This is a genomic window from Campylobacter concisus, assembly GCF_002165785.1.
GTDB classification, from domain to species: domain Bacteria; phylum Campylobacterota; class Campylobacteria; order Campylobacterales; family Campylobacteraceae; genus Campylobacter_A; species Campylobacter_A concisus_W.
Window position 1 is genome coordinate 22,631 of record NZ_NDYO01000003.1, and the last position, 24,347, is coordinate 46,977.

Sequence of the window (24,347 nt, forward strand, 5' to 3'; positions counted from 1 at the left end):
AATTAGATTATAGTCTAGTAAAGATGCTAATAGTGCAAATACGAATAGTGCTACAACTGCAACTAAGATCCATTTTCGCATGCCAGTTATAGATGATTTTGATATTAAAAAAATAGTGTCCCTCTCCTAAGAAATAGTCCAAATTATACAAAAATTGACTTTGCTTTTGGTTATAATTTCCCAAAAATTTTAAAATTCACAAAGGTATCTTATGAAGTGCAATATCGTCATAAATGGACAAAATTTAATAGACTATAAATCTTTTATCTTATTTTTCTCAAAGGCGGCAAGAAAGCAGTATTTTATAAACACTTTTATGATATTTACCGAAGCCATCATAGCTGGTTTTGTTGCTGATATGTTATTAAAAAGTAAAATTTTTACTGTTATCGGAGCTGTTTTTGCTATATTTTGGATTATTTTTTATCCTATTTTTTTAAAAAGAAGTCGCATAGCTGCATTAAAGAGAATTGAAATTTCAGATGTTCAAAAGCAAATGAATTTTGAAGTAAATGAGAAATTTCTGGCTTATTATGAAGGCGAACCCAAAGAAAATGAAAAATTTGACCTAAATGAAGTTAGTGAAATTTATGAACTAAAAAATATCTTTATCATTTTTTTAGAAGAAAAGATTCATCTAATAATCCCAAAAGATGAAGCTAGCTCAAAAATGATAAATGAGCTGGCCAAACTTTGCCATAAAGATATTTTAAAATTTGAAAATTTTAGCGCAAAGAGTGTGCTTAAATAGCACTTATTATAAGCTTTTCAAAGTCCTCTGCACTCATTGGCTTACCCCAAAGATACCCTTGCACCTCATCGCATCCAAGCTCTCTTAAAATTTTAAGCTGGGTTTCATCTTCGACGCCTTCAGCAATAGTCTTTAGCTCCACATTTTTAGCTAAAGCTATAACGCTTTTTACTACGTCTTTATCTATATCATTTTTAGCAATATTATCTATCAGCTCTTTAGCGATCTTTAGACGACTCATAGGATATTTTTTGATATAACTCATCGATGAAAAACCGGTACCAAAATCATCTATGGATATGCAAATTCCTCTATTTGAAAGCTTAGATAACGCACTTTGCATCATCTCTTCGGCATTAACGAGGCTGGCCTCAGTGATCTCAACATCTATACAAGATGGATCTATGCCGTATCTATCTATATAGCTTAAAAATTTAGATGCAAAATTTATATTATCAATCTGTTTTGGTGAGATATTTATGCCTATTTTTAGGTTTGTATTATATTTCTCATTCCAAAAGGCCATTTGTTTTATAGCATTTTTTGCCACCCATTTTCCTATCGCATTGATAATCGAGCTTTGTTCGGCTATTGGGATAAATTTTGATTGATCTACCGGACCTTTTATAGGAGAGTTCCACCTAACAAGAGCCTCTGCTCCTACTATTTTTTTACCTTCTATTAGATACTGGGGCTGAAATTTTAGCTCAAATTCTTCATCAAAGCTTATGCTATTTAGCAATATTTCTATATAGTTTCTATCCTGAATCATGCTTTTTATATCACTATAAAAAACATACTTTTCAGATGTATCTTTCTTTGCTGCTTCTAGTGCTGCTTCTGATTGCATGATAAAATCATCAGCCAAAATTTCACTGGTTTGTGTCGAGCTAATCCCTATTTTCGCATCAAGTACAATTTTATAATCATCTATAACGATTGGCTCTGAAATAGCTTTTAGTAGATAATGTAAAAATTCCCTGCAATGTACATTTTCGTTTTGCTTAAGAACAACGATGAAGTCATCTCCGCCAGATCTTGCAAATAAGGAATCGTTTGGTGGCAATATTGACTCAATGTTTAAAGCAAACTTTGCTATTACATCATCACCTATATAGTGCCCGTACGAGTCATTTATCGCTTTAAAATGGTTTATGTCGATACTATAAATATCTATCTTTTCGCCAAGTGCCTTTGACTTTATCATCTCCTCAAGCCTTGCAATAAAATACTGGCGATTTAGAGCATTCGTTAGATAATCATATTTACTGATCCTTTGTAGGTGTCTATTTGTCTCTTCAAGCTCTTTTACTTTACTTTCTATCTGATTATTTAACACTTTTTTGATATGTATTTCACGTTTAATTAAAATATCCATCTTTCTAACATTAGAAAATGTATAAGATAATGCCCCGTATGCAAGCAAAGTAACTAAAATAGAAAATAACCATGTCAAATTTATCTTCCAAGAGTACAAGATCATAATTGTCAAAAATGCGGCAAAAACAAATAGCTTTTGTATTAAAATTTTATCAAAATCATTTCTAAGTGCCCTAAATTTTAGATTTGCCTCGCCCTCTCTTAAATGAAGTGTGGCAACAAACAACATAAAAAATGCACTCTTGAATACAATGTTATATCCAAAAAAGGATATTTCATCTATCCAAAAATCCATTGTAGTGGTAAAAATATCATAAATGCTTATTGCAATAAGTGCTATCAAGCATAAAAATATAGACAGTCTTCTTCTTGAAAATTTAAGTGAAAAAAACGCAACAAATGAAGTACAAAACATAAATAAATCTATGGCGATATAACTTAGATTAAAAAAATCTTTTTGGCTTAAAACTTGAGTTAAGCTTCTATCAAAAATCATAAACCACATAAAGCTAAAATATATCGCAGAAATAGAGACCGAGTCCACAAATACTTGCATTAAAAATAAATTTTTCAAATTTTTAATCAAAATATAAAAAGCAGAAAATGCAAACATAAAATATGAGACTACATATAAGATTTGTATAAAATTGGCTTTAGAAAGAAATTGTTTAAGAAAATCAAGCTTATCATATAGCATCCACATAGTGTCTGATATTACCCAGCAAGTAAGACCTAGTAATATATATATCCAATATGTTTTTAAATTTCTTGTCTCTTTTAGCTTTAAAAAGATAAATAATGTGATCATAAAATCAAATAGAGCAGTAATTATGTCTTCATAAAAACCACTAGCAATAAAATAACTAACAACATATACACAAAAAAGTATCAACATAAATACAAAAGATACTTGATTTTCGTTGCTTATTTTACTTATCATGTTCCGTCTTTATATATCTTTCTCTGCCTTTTTGGCTAAACTTTGCCATCTTTGCCACTCACCACTATCATCGACGTCGTTGCCGATAGCTTCATATCTAGAGTAAAAATGTTCAACAAATTTTCTAGTCTCTTCATCTTTTGGCAGATAGCTCTGCTCATCTTTTTGGCAAAATTTCTCCAAAAATGTGCTCGCATCATCTTTTTTAGCGTATGTTTGCGCTAGATCGAAGTAGTTTTCTAGGCAAATTTCTTTAAATTTAGCGTAAGCTTGCTCGCTCATATCCACGCTTAGTTTGCCATCAAATTTAAGCACTCCAGCCCTAAAAAGTAGGCTAAGATGTATGAGCCCCTCGCAGTAGTACGCCCTAACTTCATCAACCTTTCGCCACGCGATAAGCCCAACCGCACGAGCTATTAGCTCATGAAAGACGGCCATTTTATACTCCGCTTCTTCGTGCAAGAAGAAATTTACTAGCCCACCAGTCGTCGCCTTATACTCTTCGATAAATTTAAAGACGCCGCTTTTATTCATGCTCATCTCCGTATCAAGTCCGATAAAGAGGATGTGGCCAAACTCATGGCCAATGGTTGAAATTTCATAAACTTTTTTCCAAATTTTTGGCTTTAAAAATAAAATTTCCCTACCAAAGTCCAAAAACTCTTTGCTAAAAATTTCCGAACTAAGTTTCATAAACGGTTTTGCCTTTGCACCCTCGTAGACGTGATTTACAAAGGCAAAAATTTTCTTACCACATTTTGCGCTCACACTCTCATCATTTGGCACGACTTGAGCGCTAAAAAGCCCGTTTAGCTCGGCACCGTAATAAATCATTGGCACGCTTATATAAAGCTGCGTTCTAGCGATATTTTCGCCAACTGCCTTATTTGTCTCAGCATTATCAAATTTTATCTTTTCGCAAACACTCTTATAAGTTTTTGCCACTTTTTCTTTAAATTTAAGTTCGTCAATACCCTCGCTATCAACCAGCCTGATGTCCCACTCAAGCGCAACTGCATGCGTATAGGCATCTTCATAGTACTCTAGTGGATGGCCCGGCTGAAGCGCACCTTTTACATCCATCCACGCTATCTCGGCTTCTTGCCAAGCATTTATCACCTTTGCATTGTCCTCTTCACAAAAGGCGTTTTGCAGCTTTTCAAGGTATTTTACGTAAGATTTTTGCTCGTCATTTTTGGCTAAATTTCTTAAAATTTCAAGATTTTTAGTAAAGACATCTTTAAGCTCTCTCACCTCATCTTTAAAGGCAAGTGCGTAAGGCAAAAAGCTAAATTTCCCACCTTCTTTTACTACCGCGCCATACGTTCTATCGGCCCTTACGCCGTTACTATCACACTGAAATAAAGCATTTTTAGTAATAAACTCATTTGCCAGGCTTAAATCTTTAAATTTAGCTTCAAGCTCTTTATTTGTAGTGTCGATAATGCGATCCTGCCATGAGATTTGCCACGCATTTAGACTAAGTCCTAGCTCGTGCATTGCTTCTACAAAGGCTTGATTAAACTGATCTAAAATTTTCTCTTCTTTTGCTTTTTTTATAAGCTCTGAGTGTAGATTTTCATATAAATTTCTAACGTAGTTATACATTAAATTTAATACACGTTTTTGCTCATTCTCGCCTAAATTTAGCTTTTTTAGTTCATTTTGAAGCGGATCTACTTTAAGATCTACTATCCTTCTTGCAAGGGCTAGTTTTTGGCTTGGTGTGCCAACAAGACCACAAATTTTAACAGCCTCATTTATTATCTCATTATCTAAGTTTTTATAAATAGCATTTAACTTGTTTTTTTGCTCTTTTGTAAGTTCGTTTAATCTTTTAAAATCATTCATATTTTTATCCCCTGAAGTTGCAAGATTTTATCATAAAGCCATTAAAATTTGCTACAATCAACCAAAAATTTTAACATCTAAAAGGCAAAAAATGGATATTTTAAAAGATTTTGGTGAGCCACGTATAAAACAAGTCATGCTACCAAAAGATACAAACTCGGCTGGAAATATATTTGGCGGTTGGATAATGAGCCAGATCGACCTTGCAGGTGCACAAGCTGCAAGAGAAATTTCTCCAGAGCGTGTTGTGACGATTTCAATGAAAGAGATCATCTTTAAGCAACCTGTCTTTGTTGGCGATGTGCTAAGCTGCTACGCAAAGATCATCGCAGTTGGCAAAACATCGATAACAACACAGATAGAAGTAACTGCGCTGAGGCTAAATGATGGTGGTTTTAGAGAGACTATACATGTCACAAGCGCCATCGCGACCTACGTCAGTGTAACAAAAGATGGACATAAAAAACCTATAGATGAAAATCTAAAAAAACTTCATGGTTTTTAAAAATTTGGTTGCATTTTATGCAACCTTCTTTTAAAAATTAATACTATTTTTAAAAATTATTGAAATTTAAAAATTAAAAGGCAAAAATTTCAACTTGATTAAATACTTTCTAAGATAAAATCCGAAACTACTTTTGGGAGAATCATGAAAAAGTCACGTTTAGGTCTTTTGCAAACACAAATTTTAGATATCCTAACTCAATCCGAGATTGATAAATTTGAGTACAAAGAGCTACCAAAAACAAGCATAATCTACACCGAAGAGATCAAGATCATCATCTTAAAAAGCGGCTGTGCAAAACTCTCATTTTTTGAAGATGGGGAAGAATTTATCCTTTACCGTTTGGAAGCAAACAATATCGCTGTTCTTGATGATAATTGTGCTTTTGAAATTTTAGAAGACGCAAAAATTTATTCCATAAACTTAAGCGAAATAAGTGAAATTTTATCAAATGTAAATGTTGTAGATGAAATTTTAAAAGCGGCGTTAAACGCCATCATCGTACAACGTCAGATAATAAAATCCATACTTTTTGAAGATGCGAAAGGCAGGATTGCAAATTTTTTGATCGAGTTAGCACGCGAACAGGATCTAAAACAAAATGGCTATCATTATGTCTTTTTGCCATTTTCTTTAAAAGTGCTATCAAGCTTCGTAGGGCTTAAAAGACAAAGTGCCTCAACTGCATTTAATGAGCTTATAAAAGACGACATCATAAGAAAGATCACACCACACGAGTTTTTAATAATTGATTATGAAAAACTTGAAAGTTACACAAACTAAAAATCAGAAATTTTTATAATAGCTAGCAAAGAGTAGTCTTAGAGGATTAGTCTTTGCTAAAAAGCAAAGACTAAAAATTTTTAAGCTTTTTTCTTCATATCAAATTTATTCGCCATAAAGCCAACTAAACCAACAAAGAAAAGTCCGCCGCAGATATTACCAAGTGTAACTGGAACTAAGTTTTTACCGATGAAATTTCCCCAGTTTAAAACTTCTAGCTTTTCAGCCGTGATGCCATGTCCTAGAGCTGCAGCTGCAGCAGCGATATCTCCGCCATTTGCTGCTATATAGTGAGCTTTTGAGATGATGGCTTCGGTGATGATGAACATATTTGCCACACAGTGCTCCATAGAGCAAGCCACAAATGCGCCGATCATCCACATAATGGCAAAGAATTTACCAGATAGATTGCTCTCGCTTGTAGCAGTCCAGACAGACATACAAACAAAGACATTACAAAAAATTCCGCGGATAAATAGCTCATGAAATGGTGCTGTGATCTTGCCAATACCAGCTGGTATAAAGTGCTGCAAGATATAGCCATCATACTTTAGTGGCAAGCCTGAGTAGTAGTACATATATGCTATCAATGCGCCGCCAACGAAGTTAAATATCCAAACGATAGCCCAGTATCCGATAGTCTTACCTAGTTTTAGCTTTCCTTCATATGCGCTAACACCACTTAAAACTGAGCTTGTAAAAAGATGTCCACCATAAAAGACAACCATCATAAGACCACAGCTAAATGTGATACCGCCGATAAAATTTGAAAGGCCAATTGACTGATTTTCAGCCATACCAACTGTTGAGTGAGCCCAGAAAATATCACCCATAGCAATAGCAGCTCCAGCCATGATAGCAAGGAAGATAATACTAGTAAGCGGCATATGAGCCTTATGCTCCATAGAGCTTGAGACCGCTTGAGCGGTTTCTGCCGGATTTAACATCACATTCTCCTTTTTATTTTCAATCTCGCACATGAGCCAGGCTCATCTTTGCGACCAAAGTTTAACACTTTGCAAAATTACTAAAAGCCAAGATTGCTGCTCGCAATTAAAAGCAAGTTTTAGCCACTTCTAGCCTAAAATTTTTACCCAAGTTGCGAGCAAATTTTGCCTTTAGCAACCAAAAAGACTAAATTTAGCTATTTGCTAAATTTAACCGACTAAATTTTTATCAATCTCTACAATTCTTAAAAAAGCTTTTCTTGCACTTTTTTTAGCCTGCTCGCTTAGTCCCTCTTCAAAATTTAAGACATTTTCGAGCAAGACGCTAATACCAAGAAAAAGCGTTTTAGGGCAAATTTTTCGCAAATAGCTTAAAAGCACTGGCGTTGGGAGATTGTGAGTCGAGTAGATGTAGTCTCTATCGTCACTTAGGTCAAAAAACTCTATCTTATCCTCATCAAAGCCGCTCATCGCATCGACTACTATCAAGATATCAGGCGCAAATTCTCTAATAGCTGAGAATTCATTCTCAGGCACATCTTGCCCAAAAAAGACCTTCCACTCTTTTAGCTCAGCTTCTACGATGCGGCCTACTTCATTACCCACATCATCATCGCCACGCATAGGATTACCGATGCAAAGGATGGCCTTTTTCATCAAAAGTCCTTCCTAAGCACGATATATCCTTCTTTTAAATTTGCCAAAATTTCTTTAAGCTTACACTCACAAAGCTGCGGCAAGAGTTTAGCGATATGCTCAGCAAAAATTTCAACTTCAAAATACTTGCTTAAATTTCCGATCTTAAATTTCACATATTCGCCTGAGTTTTTGATCATCTCGTCAAATTCCTCATCGCTTAGCTCTAAAATTTTCTCGCTAAAGTCTATCGTGCCAACGCCATGTCCCACGCAAGTGGAGAAAATTTTTATCTCCTTTAGCTCGCGTGGAAGTTTGTCGTTGTCGTCCATATGCCTTTTTGTAAGCTTATAAACTTGTATCATCTCTTGCTCCAAACCTCGCTATCAACGTCTATCGCAAAGCTTTTATCAGCTTTTGCATATTTTAGATAGACATCATTATGCAAAAGCCCCATGCACTCAGCATATCTAGGATCTTCTTCTTTTTTGATAGCTGTAAGCACAGCCTCTCTTGAAATGCTTGGATCATGGACATCTTTTGAACATTTGATAGCATTCATATATTTTTCAAAAAGGATTCTACCAAAGATATAGCTCATTAGTCTTCTACTTTCAGCTTGCAAGTCGCGCTCAAACAAGATATCGCCTATGACTGACTTCTCAACTGAAGGTGGCAACGTATTATCTTCTTCATAGCTTTTTTTATGAAGCTTTTGATCAATGATGCCAAGAGCCATGCCAAGACCGTAAATAATGCTTGCTGGATGTGGAGGACAGCCTGGGATATAGACATCGACTGGGATTATCTTATCGATGCCACCCCAAACGCTATAAGCGTCGTGGAAAATTCCGCCACTGCTTCCGCATGCACCAAGAGCAACTACGATCTTAGGATCTGGAGTCGCCTCATAAGCACGAAGAAGTGGATAATACATCTGTCTTGTTACAGGACCAGTACAAAGCAAAATATCAGCGTGTCTTGGGTTTGCAACAAGTTTAAAACCAAAACGCTCAGGATCCCACATAGGTGTGATAGCTGCAAAAATTTCTATCTCACAGCCGTTACAGCTTCCGCAGTCGATCCTATAAACGCTAAAGCTTCTTTTGATATTTTTTAGATGCTCTAGCTTTGCAGTTAGATCATTTGCTGTTTTTATGTCCTCTGGGACTTGATATAGACTCATTTTATAGCCTCCTCAATGCCTTTTGTTAGCCTCTCAGCAGATTGATTTTTCTTGCACTCTGGGCAGATGTAAAGGTAGTCTTTTGCCTCTTCAAGTCTGCCTGGGAGTAAATTTGCTGTGCCAAGCTTTTCAAGGGTGAAATTTATAAGCCTTTTTGGCGTAAATGGCTTGCCGCAGCATTTGCAAGTTTGCATCTCAAGTTCGCCTCTTTGTATAAGAGCGCTCTTGTCAAATTTAACCGCAAGCTCAAAGCTATCACTTAGGCGAACAGCTCCAGTTGGGCAAACCTCATCGCAGCGACCGCAAAATATACAACGTCCGCAGTCAAATTCCCAAACAAGCTTTGTTTGCTCCTCGTTCATCTTAAGCTCTATTGCGTTACTAGGACAAGCGATACCGCAAGCTGCACAACCTATGCAAAGATCGTATGTATAGTTTGGCTGACCACGGAAATTTTCAGGAACAATATATGGCTCAAATGGATAGGCGTATGTCGCTTTTCCATATTTTTCTGTGATGTCAAATAACTTCATCATCTTAAATCCTTTTTACTAACCCCGCCATCTTGACAGAATTTTTTAAGGTCTTTCTCTGTTAAAATTTTGCTCTTTTTAGTCCTTACATCGACTAATGTAACACGCTCAGTGCATGAGTAGCAAGGGTCAAGTGAGCAAACGATAAGTGCTGCGTCACTTATGTTGTTGCCTCTAAATTGATACCTTAGGCTTGGCCAGTTGTTATATGTTGCAGCTCTGCATCTCCAGCGATATACTTTTTGAGCGCTGCCTTGCATGATCCAGTGGACGTTCTCGCCGCGTGGTGCTTCGTCGTGACCAAGTGCAAAATTTTCAGGTTTGATCATAGTCACAGGATCAATCATAATCGGAGTTTGAGGCATTAACTCAAAGCATTGGCGGATGATGTGGATAGAGCTTTTTAACTCTTTATATCTAACCATCTCGCGAGCAAAAACGTCGCAACCATGCTCAACTGCTACTTCAAATTCTATCTGTTTGAAGAAATCGTATGGATGATCGTAGCGGTTATCACGTTTAAAGCCAGAGCCTCTCATATTTGGACCAACTGGGCTAAAGTCACGTGCTATTTGGCGGTCTAGGATGCCTACACCTTTCCAGCGTCCGATTTGGCGTTTATCTTCCATAACTGCGTCCCAAATTTCTGAAATTTGAACGTCAAGTTTATTTATGATCTCGATACCTTTTTTGATCTCTTGGTTTGTCATATCACGTCTTAAGCCGCCCATAACGACGTTGCCGTATGTTTTACGGCCACCAGTTACTAGTTGAGCTAGCTCCATAGAGTACTCGCGCACCCTAAAGATGTGCATGAATGCGTTGTAGTTACCAGTAACCTCACAAGCTAGACCGATATTTAAAAGGTGGCTGTGAAGACGCTCGATCTCAAGACAGATGACACGTATAGCTTGTGCTCTTAGTGGAATTTCAAGCTTGATAGCTTTTTCTGCTGCTTCGATACAAGCGATAGCGTGAGCATAACCACAAATTCCACAAACTCTCTCTGCAAGATAGCCCATTTGATCATAGTTCATTCTGTTTTCAGCTAGCTTTTCCATACCGCGGTGTTGATAAAAGAGGCGGTAGTCAGCGTCGATGATCTCGTCGCCGTCACAGAAAAGTCTAAAGTGACCTGGCTCATCTGAAGTAATATGTAGTGGTCCAAGTGGCACATCAACTACTGCATCACCTGTTGGGAACAAAAACTCCGCATCAGGCTCATCTCTGTGATCAACTGGATCAGGGCGGTAGCGATAATCCATCGCGTCTTTTCTAAGTGGATGAAGTCCGTCTGGCCAGTCATCACTTAAAACTAGACGTCTTTTGTCAGGCAAACCTTCGGCTACAAGGCCAAACATATCATAAGCTTCTCTTTCATACCAAACACAAGCTGGCACTAGCGGAGTAACAGATGGAAATGTCGGATCGCTTCCTGGGATAAGCGTTTTAACAGTGATAAAGCACTTATCCTCAGCTGCAAAATCATCCGCTTCAGTCATCTTGCTACCTTCCATTGAGATAGCATAGTAAAGCGCAAAGCTGCCATTTATCTGGCGCTCGTCATTTGGTATCATCGTACTTATAAAGCCGCCAATATCATAATAAAGCGTTTTAACAGCTAGTGGAAGATCATTTCTATCAACCAAAACTGTGATTTGATCGTCTGCTTGACGAGTTACTTCTAAAATTTTTACCTTTGTTTTTAGGATTTCAACAAATTTATCGCCTCTCATTTTAAAGCTCCCATCATTATATTAACACCGTTATTTACTAGCGTATAAAAGCTATCTACGTGCCATACGCCAAAGATTATGATAAGGGCACAGAGTGCTATAAGAGGTAAATTTTCAAACAAACTCATCTCTTTATTATGAACAACCACACCTTTTGGCTCGCCAAAGCTTGCCATATTAAAGTGCGCAAAGTCAGCTATGAAAATAACTGCAAGTGCAATAGCAAATAGCGCAACTGCGATGTATTGACCGCTTGTGATAGCTCCTACAAAGACATTATACTCGCTAACAAATATAGCAAATGCTGGAACACCAACAAGTGAACAAACAGCCGCGCCAAACATTATAGTGGTGATCGGTGCGATCTTAACCATACCGCCCATCTTGCTCATATCTTTGTGGCCGTAAATTCTTGCGATATTGCCTGTTGAGCAAAACGCCAAAGCTTTTGTAAAGCTGTGAGCTAAGCAGTGAAATATCGCTGCAAATAGACCAAATTTACCGCCAACACCAAGTGCAAATGCGATAACACCCATGTGAACGATTGAGTGGTACGCAAACATTCTTTTTACGTTGTGTTGTCTGATTAGGAAAAATCCCGCTACAAAAAGAGTGATAGTTCCTGAAACGATCATTATGCCCTCAACAAAGCTAAAGCCAACAGCTTGAGCAGTGATAGCGTAGTATCTCAAAAGTGCTAGCATCGCACATTTTAAAAGCACACCTGAAAGCAAGGCTGAGATAGGTGCTGGACCTTCAGCGTGAACGTCTGGTAGCCAAGTGTGAGTTGGAGCAAGACCAGCTTTTGTACCAAAACCAATTAGAGCAAATACAAAGATAAGCTTTGCTGCATCTGGGTTTAAATTTTTAGCATTTGCCATTATGCTTGAAAATAGCATAGAAGCTTCGCCATCTCCTAGAGTGCTAAATGTGGCTGAATATAAAAGAACAGTCGCATAAAGTGCAAATGCTAGGCCGATTGAGCAAAGAACGATGTATTTATAGCCACTTTCTGTTGATTTTTGGTCTTTGTGGATAGCGACCAAAAATACTGAAGCAAGAGTTGTTGCCTCGATAGCTGCCCACATAAACGCAACGTTGTTGCAAATAACGCTTAAAGTCATTGTAAAGATAAATACATGGCTTAATGCATAATATTTTTTAAGATCACTTAAGTGGATGTGTCCATCTTCAAGTTCCCATCTCATATAGTGGATAGAGTAGAAATTTACTATAAATCCAGTTACAGCGATAAGCACCAAGAAAACACAGCCTAAGCTATCTAAAAACAAAAATTTATCAAAACTATAAAAAGTTCCGCTACTTAAGACTTTAAGAACATTGTTAAGTAAAGCCACCGATGTCGCAGCAGAAAACAAGACATGAAGTCCGCTTAATACCGCATAATTTTTAGGACTCAAAAACAAGACCAAAGCACCAAGGAGCGGTAAGATAAGTATTAAAGCTAAACTATCCATCTCTAACCCCTTAAATTTGAAGCTTTAGAAGTATCTAAACTATCATAAGCTTTATAAAATCTAATCGCTAGAATGCTCATGATGATAACGGCAAATATCGCATCTGTTAAAATTCCAAGCTCGACTAACTCATGTGAGTTATAAGCCATTAGAGCAAGGCTTAGGTGGATACCGTTTTCAAACAAGCAGTAAGCTAGAATTTGTTTTATAAATGAGTTTCTTAGCATGAAGCCAAAAATTCCCATCATAAAGACCGTTCCAGCTGCGATTAGCATGATCTCTTCTTTGATAAGAGAGAATTTTAAAAATATAGGGTGGATACTCATTGAAAGAGCTAGAGAAAATCCCATAGCGATAACAGGACTTACAAAAAATCCACCAACTGGTTCATCTTCGCTAACTACGCCAAGTTTTTTGATAAGCCAGAATAAAATTCCCGGCACAAGCAAAACTTTGGTAAAAAATGCAACGATCGCCCAAGTTTTGAGCTGCTCGGCGTTAAATTTCTCAGATAGCAAGAAAAATATACTAACTAAAAGTAGTGTCTCGATCGCATAAGCGATGATTGAGAGTTTTAAGCTTCTAAGACCAAAAACCGCAAGCGAAGTCACGATCATGCAAATGGCTAAAATATCAAGTGTTTGCATCTCACACTCCTACTACATAAAGTGTTAGTGCAACAAACGAGATAGCAAGTGCACCAAGTGCATTTTTGCGTAAAGATGAAGTCATTTTAAAGCGTGGTCCAAAGTTGTCTATAAAGACAGCCGCTACGTAAAATACTCCAGTTTTTATCACAAAAACGATAATAGCTAAGAAAGGATTGCTAAAATTCCATGGCTCAAATATAGTTAGGAAAAGTCCGATCATAGCAAACTGTTTTAATATAAGTGATGCTTGAACTAAACCAAGGTCACTACCTGCATACTCGCCAAGTAAGCCCTCTTGAAGCTCTTGCTCAGCTTCAGCTACGTCAAATGGTTTTCTGCCAGTCTCAACGTACATGCACCATAAAAATGCGATAGAAGCTACGGCAAAACTTGGGATTTGATATCCAATAACGCCAGTTTTTACCATCTCTTGGATCTCAATTAAATTTGATGTTTTAGCTGCAAGCATAACTACGATTAGGCACATGATCATAACTGGCTCAACATATACACCCAGCATTTGCTCCCTACCGCCGCCTGTTGCTGCAAATGGGTTGCCGCTATCCATTGAAGCTGCACCAAATACAAATCTAAGCAATGCGCCAAGATAGAGGATCACAAATATATCTGAATATGCTCCAAAAACAGTATCTTTGCTATATGTTATAGGTATAGCAGCTAGCACTGCAGCTGAAGTTGCAAAAAGGAAAAATGGAGCCCATCTAAATACCCAGTGAGAGCACTCAGGCACGGTTCTTCCTCTTCTAAAGAGTTTTATAATATCGCGATATGTTTGAAAGAAATCGCTACCTTGTTTTGATTGAAGTCTAGCTCTTAGTTTTCTTGCCATACCATCAAACAAAGGAGCTACCAAAACGATAACGACTACTTGAAATATCATTAAAAGTATAGTTTGCATTTTCGTCTCCTAAACTAAAAAGTAGCCCACAGCAAGTATGGCACATAAATAAACTAGAATATAAAGTGTATATATGTTTGTATATCCGCTTTGAACGATGCCTAGTTTATCAGCAAATTTCATACACCATTTGATGACTGGCTCATAAAACATTCCCCACCAGATATCTTTTGGATGGTTGTGATACTCAACCGCGTCAAAATAATTTCTAGTAACGATCTTTTTATCAGCTCTAAATAGCCATTGCATGATCTTTCTAAGGTCACCAGTAAATGGACCGCCTGTCATTTGCATACGTGAGCTATATTTAAAGCCGCATGCCCAAGGATCAGTCTCGCGTGGTTTATCTCTGTTTGCTTTCATAACAGCAAGGATGATAAATGGCAAAATCATGGTTGAGCAAAGAACCAAAGCAATTAGTGGAGTTGAGATCATACTGCCTATTGGTGAAGTTACGTTTATAGCACCAAGACTAGCTTTATAGTCACTTATAGCGATAGAATTTACAGCTTGCATGATGTAATCAACTATGTAGTTTGCGCCAAGACCAAAGCCAACGCAGCCTATCATTAGGATGATCATGCCAAGAACCATGCCTATTGGACTCTCTTTAGCATTTTCCCAAATTTTTTGATCTCTTGGAGTACCTGCAAAGATAACAGCGTAAAGTTTGAGGTGCATACCGACCAAAACGCCTGTTAGTGCAAGAGCTACGACACCAAGTGTAAATGCATATCTAACTAATGTTCCCTCGCCCATCGCACCTTGAAGCATACCTTGATATGTAAACCACTCTGAAACAAAGCCGTTTACTGGAGGCAAGGCTGCGATACCCATGATACCTATAAACATACCAAGGCTTGTCCATGGCATTTTTTTAGCAAGACCGCCAAGAATGTCCATATTTTGTGTGTGAGTAGCGTGGATAACCGAACCTGCGCAAAGGAAAAGTAGACCTTTAAATATAGCGTGGTTAACTACGTGGTAGCAACCTGCTAGAAATCCTACTGCTGCAAGTGTTAAATTTCCAGCTGCGACACCATAAATTCCTGTGCCAAGACCTAGTAAAATGATGCCTATGTTCTCGACTGAGTGATAAGCAAGCAAAGCTTTGAAGTCGTGTTGGCAAAGAGCATATAAAACACCAAATAGTGAGCTAGCTGCACCAAGAGCGAGTATTGTAAGACCAAAATATGTGCTAAGTGGCAAGTAAAGTGTAAATTTAACTAGTGTAAATAGAGCAACTTTAATCATAACGCCTGACATAAGGGCTGAAACGTTTGATGGTGCTGCTGGGTGAGCTTGTGGAAGCCAAACGTGAAATGGCCACATACCAGCTTTACTACCAAAGCCAACCAAAAATAGTGCAAATACAGCAGCAGAAGCGCCAAATGGCATTTTAACACCCATAAATGCGCTAAATTCAAAGCTTCCTGCATAGTAAGCTGTGATAAGCAATCCACAGGTGATACAAAATGCACCGATTTGTGCAATGCCAAGATATACCATAACCGCTTTTAAAGTGTTTTTACCATCATTTACTATGATAAGGAATGATGAGATAAGAGTCATAAGCTCCCATAAAACGACAAAGCAAAATACATTATCAGCGCTAATTACTAGAAGCATTGAGAGTATAAATGTATTAAACAAACATGCAAACACACCGACATTTGCTTTTTTGATGTACTCATCTGCATAGCTCATACCATAAACGCTACTTGCAAATCCTATAAAAACAACGACAAAGCTAAAGAAATTTCCAAGTGGATTTAGCGCAAATTTTGGCGAATACAAAAAGCCATCCATAAGAGCAAAGCTATCGCTTACTCCCATATTTGCAACAAAGTGACACATCGCATAAAAGCAGCTTAAAGCACTTAGACCAAAACCAACCTTTACAGCGGCCTTTGGAGCACAATAAAGCAAGATGCTAACGACGGCACTTACAAGAAATAGCATATAAACCGTAGTCATCTTATGCTCCTTGTCCGTTTAAAATTTTAGTAGCAAACTTATTCGCTGCCTCGTAATCTATCCTCTTACCAAGTTTATGTTTGCCCTCTTCTGGATCAATCATAACAAGAGCACTCGTCGGACAGACATCAACGCAAGCTGGTCCGTTCTCACGACCAAAGCACATATCGCATTTAACAGCGATATTTTTTGCGCCTGATTGTGACTCTATCTCAAGGTTGTACTTTGGCTCGACAGCGTAATTTACTGAAGGCATAAGCTCCGCACTTGAGCTTATCGCACCGTAAGGACAAGCGATCGTGCACATCTTACAGCCTATACAAATTTCCTCGTGAAGCTCGATGCAATTATCATTAAATCGCAATGCTCCAGTTGGACACACATTCGCACAAGGACCATCGTCGCATTGTCTGCACTGAGTTGGCATAACGCCAGTAGCTTCTCTTAGCACACTTAGCCTTGCACGTGACAGCTTGCCGCGTTCATAAGCGCTCTTAAAACATGCAGCCATGCAGGTTGCACATCCTATACAGCGTTTATAATCGGCAATCACAAATTTATGTTTTTTCATAAATTCCTCCCATTAAACAAGGCTAAACTGCCCTGCTCACTTTTAAAGTGATGGTTAGTCACCAAAATAGAGATAGTTAAATTTTTATTTAACATCTCAAACGCTCCTTCCTAATTTTTGTAATAATTCTATAACTTACAATGAATAAATTCCGTCATCTATCTGACAAATTTTGTATTTTTAAAACTAAATTTTTATTTTATATATTCTTAAGATTATCTATTAAGTATCGATTTTTAGGTATATTTATTTACTAAAGGATAATATTTATTAATAAAATTTTCCTATAAAGAGTAAAAATATCTTAATTAACTTTAAATTTATAAGTTAATTATTTAAGCTCGGGTTAATTAAATAAAACTGAAATTTAAAAATCTAAAATATAATCCGACCTTTAAATTTAAAGGCTTTTTATGGGAATTTTTATAGTTATAGTTTTGTTTATTGTTGCAGTTTTTGTATTTATGAGATTTGCCCCAGTTTTTGGTGGCGTGCCAGATATTAAAAGCCAAAAGCTGATAAAGGCTTCGCCAAATTTTAACAGCAAAGTTTTTATAAATTTAGAACCAACGATTGATATAGTAAAAAATAATCCGCAAGCATCTATGTTAAATTTCGTCCTGCAAGCGCTCTTTCCACCAAAGGGCAAGCTACCAACTAAGCCTTTGCCAAATTTAAAATTTGACGCAAATGCCTTGAAAAACGGCGAGTTTATCTGGCTTGGGCACGTTAGCCTAATCTGCAAGCTTGATGGCAAAACCATCGTCACAGATCCAGTTTTGCACCGAGCATTCCCTCTCCCACTTGGCGGCAAGCCCTTTGCCTACGAGCACGCCATCACCGCTAGCTACTACCCAGAGGTGATCGACATCGCCCTCATCTCGCACGACCACTACGACCATCTTGACTATAAAACGATACTAGAGCTAAAAGATAGGATAGCCAAATTTCTAGTGCCACTTGGCGTCAAAGCTCACCTCGTAAAATGGAGAGTAAGCGCAGATAAAATTTACGAGTTTGACTGGTTTGGTGATCAAAAAATAGGAAATTTAAACTTTACTTTTTGTCCCTCAAGGCACTTTAGCGGGCGCACATTTAAAAGAAATACCACTCTTTGGGGCGGCTGGGCGGTAGAGGAGGCTGGCTTTAGCTTTTACTTTAGCGGAGACGGCGGATATGGCAAGCATTTTAAAATGATAAATGAGAAATTTGGCGAATTTGATCTAGTTTTTATAGAAAATGGCGCTTACAGCGATGGCTGGCCCTACGTGCATATGAAGCCAGAGGAGTCGGCACAAGCACTAAAAGATCTTGGAGCTAGGCTTGGCGTGCCAGTACATTGGGGCAAATTTGATCTTTCTTATCACGCTTGGGACGAGCCGATCAGGCGTTTTGAAAAGGCAGCGACAAAACTTGAGCTAAACCACGCAACACCAATGATCGGAGAGGTTTTCACCGCGCAAAATCCGCCTAGAAAAAAGTGGTGGGATGAAATTTAGGAATAAAATTTGCTCTAAATTTTAAAATCCAAAAGGAAGTGCAGATGAAAATTTCTGAAAATTTATCAAATTTAAAAAATGTCATCGATAAGGCAGCGAAAAACGACCTTGACTCAAGCGCAACTGGAAGCTTTTTGCAAAATTTAGAAAAAGCGAACAAAGAGACAGAGAAGATCTATGAGAAGCTTGAAAAAGAACTAAAAAGCGATGCGCAAATGTTTAAACAATTTGACTTCATGCAGATGATAACAAAGCTTCAATACGGCAACCTAAAGCCAAATGAACGTGAAAAACTGCTCAATAAAATGAGCAAGATCGCCAAGGAAATTTAGTTTTAAATAGGCTTGATGCGGAGCTAAATTTTACTACTTCTGTGGAATTTGGTGGGTTTTGGTGAGTGATTTGCTTAAAATAAATTTATTTAAATAGCGACCGTTAAAGCTCAGATATATTTCTATTTTCTACTGAAACGCTTGTGTATTCATAGTTTACAAGGTAGTATAGGCATACTACTGCTTTTAGACTTTTGGGCAAATTTTTAAAATTTAATAAACGAGTAATTTCGACTTTGATTTTAGTAGCAAGCCTTGCGAGGCTCAAAATCGGTAGTCAAATTCTTGCGAGTAAATGAAAGTTTTAAAATTTGCAAAATAGTAAATTTCTATTTTTAAAAATATAGACTTTAAATTTAAAAACTTTATTAGAAAGGGAGGGGACTTGAATTACGAAGCCGTACCCTTATCCCCTTTTTTTAATCCCCTGTCTGCTTGCAGTTACGAGACGAAGTCGAAGTAAAAACCCCTCGTACGTTAGAGAGCATGCGATAGCGCTTTGCGCCGCATGCATTTTACATCAAACAAGTGTCAGGTAAATTTTAAAATTTATGAGCGAGCATATCACGCTTCCAAATTCAGCGGCGAGTGATAACGAGACCTGAATTTGGTAAGTTGCTAAGGCGAGTGAATAAGATTTTAAAACTTGTAAGAGTATTTGATCAAATTTACAAAAACGAATTTAAAGAATACCTATTTATATATAAATTTACCAGAGAGAATTTAAGAGCCAAAGAGGCTCTTAAATTTTAGTGTAGTTCGCTCCAAACTTTGCGTTTCCAAAGCCAAGCAAAAATTCCTAATATAAAGAAGTAGATCATGACATAAAGCCCTGTGCTCTCGCGCTCAGCCTTCTTCTTGTCACCTACTTTTTGGATATAAGCTACCACGTCGTCTTCAGCGGCTTTATTTAAACCAACTCTTGGCATTGCGGTACCTGGTAGCATCTTTTGAGTATCGTTTATAAATTTATGTAAATACTCATCGCCTTTTGAACGAATCATCATCGATAGATCAGGTGGATTTGAGCCCATATAAGCAGTAAGGCTTACTTTGTTGCTAAATGCATATTTTTTGTCATATTTTATATCATGACATCTTTGACATGCATCAGCGAAAACCTTTTCTTCAGTGATCTTATTATTTGCCTTTTCATAATCAGCAGATACCTTTTTCAAATAAGCTACTATATCGGCAGTCTCAACATTTATATCACCGCCAGTACCCATAAATGCGGTCATCGGAAATGGATGCTCGTCGTTAAATTTATGAGTTAGTTTTAAAGCCATAGTTGGGTTTTTAATGAGTGCGGCCAAGAATTTATCATCATAAATTTTACCAGCGGTACTAAGATCTGGTGGCACTACACCAAAGCTTTGACTAGCTGTCTCAGCATCCATACCAGCTGGCATACCTGCTGCTTCTATACCGTGGCATCCTGTACATCCAGCTGCTACAAAAGTATCAGCACCCTTTGTAGCGTCACCTTTTGTAAGATCGATAGAGTTAATGTCATTCCAAAATGCTGTATAGTCATCAAGAATTTTTTGTGCTACTTCTACATCTTTTGTAGCCGCGTCTATACTTGCCTTATTTCCGCTAGCCTTAGCAGTCTCAAGTGCTACCTTTTTTTGCTCTAAAAAGTGCTTTGCATAGTCAGTATCTTCTTTTGAGAAGTTATACTCAGCATTTGCAGTATGAGGGTGAAGCTTTGTGTGAGCATAAGGCTCGATACCCCAATATAAAACACCTGAAAGAATAACAACGATGGCAAAAATTTTAAGCTCTTTCATGATTAGCCCCTCTTTCTTTCAAGTATTGTTATAACTGGCAATACAATTATAAATAAGAACAAGAATAGCAACGATGAGTAAAAACCTATCCAGTCGTTGATGCCACCTGTTGGGAGTTTGCCATATATCGATAAAACGATAAGATCGACAACTAAGACCCAAAACCATACGAAAAATAGTGGTCTTTTGTGAGCTGGAGCCACAAGGTCACTTCTATCAAAAAGCGGTATAAGCATAAACGCAACACCTGCAAATGCAAATGCGATAAGACCGATGTTATAAGCAGAAATTCCAGCTATATCAAAGAAGAAGCCACGTAAAATTTCATATTGCCACAAGAAATACCACTCTGGGTAGATGTGTGGTGGAGTTTTTAGTGGATTTGCTGGCTCAAAGTTGATAGGATCCATTGCAAAGTTGAAGTGGTAGCAAACAAGATAGATGACAAATATCATAAAGAATGATACATACATAAAGTCTTTTGCCAAAAATCCTGGCCAAAATGGTATAACTTTAGATTTCGCTCTATCGCCATGTAGATATTCTTGTGCCTCTATTTCAAAGTCTATATCTTCGCTTGTTAAGTTATTAACGTGTGGAACTCTTAAAGAGTAGAAGTGAATAACCAAAACAGCTATCGTTACAAGTGGCAATAAACAAACATGAAGCATAAAAAATCTAGTAAGTGTTGAGTCGCCAACTGCGTAATCACCTCTAATCCACTCAACTAAAGCATCGCCAATAACTGGCACACCGCCAAAAAGCTGAGTGATAACAGTTGCCGCCCAGTAGCTCATCTGTCCCCATGGGAGCATATAACCACTAAATGCCTCTGCTGAAAAGCAGATAAATAGCACCATACCACTTATCCAAATGACCTCTCTACCTCTTTTGTATGAGCCATAGTAAAGTCCAGTAAGTAAGTGAATATACATAATAAGAAATATCGTAGAAGCTGAAACTGCGTGAATATGACGCCAAAGCCAGCCATACTCGACCTCTTGCATGATAGTATAATTTACACTATCAAATGCTAAATTTACATCTGGTTTGTAATACATTAAAAGTAAAAACCCAGTAACAATTAAGAGCATAAAAAGCGTTGTTAAAATAACGCCCATTGCCCAAAGGAAATTTATATTTTTTGGAATCCAGTATTCGCTAACTAGAACCTTTATAAGTTTTGTAAAAGCTAGGCGTTGATCAAGCCAGTCAATAACGCCAGTTGATTTATGAGCTAAAGACATTGCTATCCTCCTAAGCTTTTGCTACTAATTTTTCGTATTCTGGGCTTGTTTCGCCTAGAACTAGCTTGGTTCCATCAATCTTAAATGGTGGTATATCAAGTGGTCTTGGAGGAGGTCCATATGTTTGCATTCCGTCGGCATTAAATTCGCCGCCATGACAGGCACATACAAACATTTGTTTGCTTGCTTTATACTCAGGTATACAGCCAAGATGCGTGCAAAGTCCGATAAGAACTACGTATCTAGCATCCCCTACGACAACATCTCTTTTGTCATTTTTAGCCATATCAGGACTTTTTTTAAGGATGAAAATAGGCTTTTTACGCCACTCAACCTGCCTCATTTCTCCATCTTTGATCGGACTTAGATCAACTGTTGTGAAACCAGCAGCTTTTACACTTGGAAGCGGATCCCAAGTCTTTTTAACAGCCACTAGTGACATAGCGCCGCCGACAGCTGCCACAGCACCAAACGCAAGGCCGATAAAGCTACGTCTTTCTTGCTTTACTGACATTAAATTCCTTTCTATAAATAAATTTTAAACGATTATACTCTCAAAAAATTAAAAAAGTATAATTTCTAAATATAATCTGCAAAAATAATGTTGATTTTAACTTAAACGTAAATCTTGGTTTTAAGATAAAAATTTTTAAGCTTTATGGCTTTTTGAAATAAATCTAAAATCAAAATCAGCCAAGCCTTTTCTCATTCATCTTTATATAAATATGTAAGATATCAATCGCAGCTGGCGTGATACCTGAGATTTCACTCGCAGCAAAGAGCGTAGGCGGAGCAAATTTCTCAAGCTTTTCGACCACTTCATTACTAAGGCCACTAACACTTCTAAAGTCAAAATTTTCAGGAATTTTCACATCCATCATATCTTTCATTTTTTCTATCTGATTTTTTTGCTCATTTATGTAGTGCTGATATTTACACTCGGTTAAAATTTGATCCACACTCGCATCATCTAAATTTGCAAATTTCTGATCAAGCTTTCTTAGTTTCTCAGCCGTAAAGCTCTTGCGTGCGACGATCTTTTGTAGGCTCACATTTTGGCTTATTGGCTCTTCATCAAGGCTAGCTAAAAGCTCTAAATTTTGCTTGCTCGGCGTAATTTGCGTATTGTTAAGGTAAGCAAGGCCATCTTTTAAATTTTGCCTGATAGCTTCAATTTCATTAAAAGTCTCATCATCAAGAAGCCCAAGCTCATGGCCATATCCACCAAGCCTTAAAATGGCATTTTCCTCACGCAAAAGCAAGCGATACTCCGCCCTACTCGTAAACATCCTATATGGCTCTTTTGTCCCTTTTGTGACAAGATCATCGATCAAAACGCCGATATACGCCTCATCGCGGCGCAAGACAAGTGGCTCTTTATTATCAAGTGAAAGCGCTGCATTTATGCCAGCCATTAGCCCCTGAGCGCCAGCCTCCTCGTATCCAGTCGTGCCGTTTATCTGCCCAGCTAGATAAAGACCTTTTACCTTTTTTGTCTCCAAACTATGTTTTAGTTGCGTTGGCTCGACGTAGTCGTATTCGATAGCGTATCCATGCCTTACGATTTTTGCGTTTTCAAAGCCTTTTACAGAGCGTAGCATCTGCACTTGCACCTCATAAGGCAAGCTAGTCGAAAAGCCGTTTATATAGTACTCTGTAGCTTCAAGTGTTTGAGGCTCGATGAAAAGATGGTGTCTGTCGCGGTCGCCAAAGCGGTTTATCTTATCCTCGATACTTGGGCAATATCTTGGCCCAATGCCCTCAATCTGTCCTGTAAAAAGTGGTGCTTTGTCGAAATTTGAGCGGATTATCTCATGCGTGGTTTCGTTTGTATAGGCGATGTAGCATGGCAGCTGCGTTGGGGAAAAATTTTTAGTTCTAAAGCTAAACGCAACTGGTTTTGCGTCACCATCTTGCTTTTCTAAAATTTCAAAATTTATAGTTTTTGCATCGATCCTTGGGCATGTTCCAGTCTTTAGCCTGCCTAAATTTAGCCCAAGCTCTCTTAGACTGCCACTTAGATCCTTTGCACTTAGCTCGCCCACACGGCCAGCTTCTAGCTTGTTAAATCCAACGTGAATTAGCCCGTTTAAAAATGTACCAGTGGTAATTATCACCTTTTTTGCATTATAGATGTTATTTAGATGGGTTTTAACGCCGGTTACTTCGCCATTTTCGCTTAAAATTTCAGTGGCGATCTCTTGAGAAATTTCTAAATTTGGAGTGTTTAAAAGCAAATTTCTCATATAAACGCGGTATCTATCCATATCGATCTGAGCGCGGCTACCACGCACCGCTGGGCCTTTGCTCTCATTTAGCACGCGAAACTGGATGCCAACAGCATCAGTCGTTAGCCCCATTTGGCCACCAAGCGCGTCGATCTCTTTTACAAGATGCCCTTTTGCAAGGCCCCCAATGGCTGGATTACAGCTTGCAGCGCCTATTTGCTCGGCTAAGATAGTGATCAGTAAAGTTTGCTTGCCCATTCTAGCAGCCGCAAGACTTGCCTCAATGCCTGCATGTCCGCCGCCAACGACGATTATTTCATAGTTCATGATAAATTTTTCCTTATTTTTGATGGGCTGATTTTATCCAAAAGCATATAAAATTTAAATTTCTTAGAAATTTTTATT

Annotated in this window: 23 protein-coding genes; 6 read left to right on the forward strand and 17 right to left on the reverse strand. The window is 37.8% G+C overall.

What is annotated here, in order from left to right; genetic code table 11:
* Positions 1-211: 211 nt before the first annotated feature.
* Entirely contained in the window at positions 212-751 is a 540-nt protein-coding gene (locus B9N62_RS02105; protein ID WP_087584165.1) for a hypothetical protein, read from the forward strand.
* On the opposite strand, the gene B9N62_RS02110 is transcribed toward B9N62_RS02105, so the two are convergent.
* Both B9N62_RS02110 and ciaB read right to left on the reverse strand, forming a co-directional pair.
* The gene (locus tag B9N62_RS02110) at positions 744-3,071 is read right to left on the reverse strand and encodes a putative bifunctional diguanylate cyclase/phosphodiesterase (protein ID WP_087584166.1); all 2,328 of its coding nucleotides are present in this window, start codon (positions 3,069-3,071) and stop codon (positions 744-746) included. The two genes, B9N62_RS02105 and B9N62_RS02110, sit on opposite strands and share 8 nt — an antisense overlap.
* Positions 3,072-3,080: 9 nt before the next feature.
* Positions 3,081-4,922, reverse strand: coding sequence for an invasion protein CiaB (ciaB, locus tag B9N62_RS02115; protein WP_087584167.1), 1,842 nt, complete (start codon positions 4,920-4,922; stop codon positions 3,081-3,083).
* A gap of 91 nt (positions 4,923-5,013) precedes the next feature.
* Here ciaB and B9N62_RS02120 point away from each other — a divergent pair, with 91 nt between their 5' ends.
* Positions 5,014-5,427 (forward strand): acyl-CoA thioesterase, encoded by a 414-nt coding sequence (locus B9N62_RS02120; RefSeq protein WP_054197151.1) that lies wholly within the window; start codon positions 5,014-5,016, stop codon positions 5,425-5,427.
* Between the two features lie 144 nt (positions 5,428-5,571).
* A complete protein-coding gene (locus tag B9N62_RS02125; protein WP_087584168.1) occupies positions 5,572-6,210 on the forward strand; it encodes a Crp/Fnr family transcriptional regulator in 639 nt (212 codons plus the stop codon).
* An 80-nt stretch (positions 6,211-6,290) separates the two neighbouring features.
* Here B9N62_RS02125 and B9N62_RS02130 read toward each other — a convergent pair whose 3' ends face one another.
* The 11 genes from B9N62_RS02130 to B9N62_RS02180 form a co-directional block, all read right to left on the reverse strand.
* On the reverse strand, positions 6,291-7,157 hold the full coding sequence (locus B9N62_RS02130; RefSeq protein WP_087584169.1) for a formate/nitrite transporter family protein: 867 nt from the start codon (positions 7,155-7,157) through the stop codon (positions 6,291-6,293).
* 210 nt (positions 7,158-7,367) lie between these two features.
* Entirely contained in the window at positions 7,368-7,814 is a 447-nt protein-coding gene (locus B9N62_RS02135; protein ID WP_021091859.1) for a hydrogenase 3 maturation endopeptidase HyCI, read from the reverse strand.
* Positions 7,814-8,158 (reverse strand): formate hydrogenlyase maturation HycH family protein, encoded by a 345-nt coding sequence (locus B9N62_RS02140; RefSeq protein ID WP_021091884.1) that lies wholly within the window; start codon positions 8,156-8,158, stop codon positions 7,814-7,816. Before B9N62_RS02140 ends, B9N62_RS02135 begins: the two co-directional genes overlap by 1 nt.
* Positions 8,155-8,979, reverse strand: a complete 825-nt coding sequence (locus tag B9N62_RS02145; protein WP_021091627.1) for an NADH-quinone oxidoreductase subunit B family protein — start codon at positions 8,977-8,979, stop codon at positions 8,155-8,157. The genes B9N62_RS02140 and B9N62_RS02145 overlap by 4 nt, the downstream gene beginning before the upstream one ends.
* On the reverse strand, positions 8,976-9,515 hold the full coding sequence (locus B9N62_RS02150; RefSeq protein ID WP_054197155.1) for a formate hydrogenlyase complex iron-sulfur subunit: 540 nt from the start codon (positions 9,513-9,515) through the stop codon (positions 8,976-8,978). Before B9N62_RS02150 ends, B9N62_RS02145 begins: the two co-directional genes overlap by 4 nt.
* Positions 9,512-11,248 (reverse strand): hydrogenase large subunit, encoded by a 1,737-nt coding sequence (locus B9N62_RS02155; RefSeq protein WP_087584170.1) that lies wholly within the window; start codon positions 11,246-11,248, stop codon positions 9,512-9,514. The genes B9N62_RS02150 and B9N62_RS02155 overlap by 4 nt, the downstream gene beginning before the upstream one ends.
* Positions 11,245-12,726 carry a hydrogenase 4 subunit F gene (locus B9N62_RS02160; protein ID WP_087584171.1) on the reverse strand — a complete coding sequence of 494 codons (1,482 nt, stop codon included), beginning with the start codon at positions 12,724-12,726 and terminating at the stop codon, positions 11,245-11,247. Before B9N62_RS02160 ends, B9N62_RS02155 begins: the two co-directional genes overlap by 4 nt.
* A 2-nt stretch (positions 12,727-12,728) precedes the next feature.
* Entirely contained in the window at positions 12,729-13,373 is a 645-nt protein-coding gene (gene hyfE / locus B9N62_RS02165; RefSeq protein WP_021091711.1) for a hydrogenase 4 membrane subunit, read from the reverse strand.
* A 1-nt stretch (position 13,374) separates the two neighbouring features.
* The gene (locus tag B9N62_RS02170) at positions 13,375-14,295 is read right to left on the reverse strand and encodes a respiratory chain complex I subunit 1 family protein (RefSeq protein WP_084041928.1); all 921 of its coding nucleotides are present in this window, start codon (positions 14,293-14,295) and stop codon (positions 13,375-13,377) included.
* A 9-nt stretch (positions 14,296-14,304) separates the two neighbouring features.
* Positions 14,305-16,272 carry a proton-conducting transporter transmembrane domain-containing protein gene (locus B9N62_RS02175; protein ID WP_087584172.1) on the reverse strand — a complete coding sequence of 656 codons (1,968 nt, stop codon included), beginning with the start codon at positions 16,270-16,272 and terminating at the stop codon, positions 14,305-14,307.
* A gap of 1 nt (position 16,273) precedes the next feature.
* Positions 16,274-16,843 (reverse strand): 4Fe-4S dicluster domain-containing protein, encoded by a 570-nt coding sequence (locus B9N62_RS02180; protein ID WP_021091760.1) that lies wholly within the window; start codon positions 16,841-16,843, stop codon positions 16,274-16,276.
* A gap of 413 nt (positions 16,844-17,256) precedes the next feature.
* Between B9N62_RS02180 and B9N62_RS02185 the strand changes: the two genes are divergently transcribed.
* The 3 genes from B9N62_RS02185 to B9N62_RS10710 all read left to right on the forward strand — a co-directional run bounded on the left by B9N62_RS02185 (position 17,257) and on the right by B9N62_RS10710 (position 19,427).
* Entirely contained in the window at positions 17,257-18,342 is a 1,086-nt protein-coding gene (locus B9N62_RS02185) for an MBL fold metallo-hydrolase (protein WP_087584173.1), read from the forward strand.
* A gap of 44 nt (positions 18,343-18,386) precedes the next feature.
* Positions 18,387-18,674 (forward strand): hypothetical protein, encoded by a 288-nt coding sequence (locus tag B9N62_RS02190; RefSeq protein WP_087584174.1) that lies wholly within the window; start codon positions 18,387-18,389, stop codon positions 18,672-18,674.
* A 627-nt stretch (positions 18,675-19,301) separates the two neighbouring features.
* Entirely contained in the window at positions 19,302-19,427 is a 126-nt protein-coding gene (locus tag B9N62_RS10710; protein WP_257640167.1) for a hypothetical protein, read from the forward strand.
* Here B9N62_RS10710 and B9N62_RS02195 read toward each other — a convergent pair.
* The 4 genes from B9N62_RS02195 to mnmG all read right to left on the reverse strand — a co-directional run bounded on the left by B9N62_RS02195 (position 19,424) and on the right by mnmG (position 24,269).
* Positions 19,424-20,467, reverse strand: coding sequence for a c-type cytochrome (locus B9N62_RS02195; protein WP_087584175.1), 1,044 nt, complete (start codon positions 20,465-20,467; stop codon positions 19,424-19,426). The genes B9N62_RS10710 and B9N62_RS02195 overlap by 4 nt on opposite strands.
* A gap of 2 nt (positions 20,468-20,469) precedes the next feature.
* Positions 20,470-21,714, reverse strand: a complete 1,245-nt coding sequence (locus B9N62_RS02200) for a cytochrome b (protein ID WP_087584176.1) — start codon at positions 21,712-21,714, stop codon at positions 20,470-20,472.
* Positions 21,715-21,724: 10 nt separating this feature from the next.
* Positions 21,725-22,228, reverse strand: coding sequence for a ubiquinol-cytochrome c reductase iron-sulfur subunit (petA, locus tag B9N62_RS02205; RefSeq protein ID WP_021091707.1), 504 nt, complete (start codon positions 22,226-22,228; stop codon positions 21,725-21,727).
* A 175-nt stretch (positions 22,229-22,403) separates the two neighbouring features.
* Positions 22,404-24,269 (reverse strand): tRNA uridine-5-carboxymethylaminomethyl(34) synthesis enzyme MnmG, encoded by a 1,866-nt coding sequence (gene mnmG / locus B9N62_RS02210; RefSeq protein ID WP_087584177.1) that lies wholly within the window; start codon positions 24,267-24,269, stop codon positions 22,404-22,406.
* Positions 24,270-24,347 lie beyond the last annotated feature (78 nt).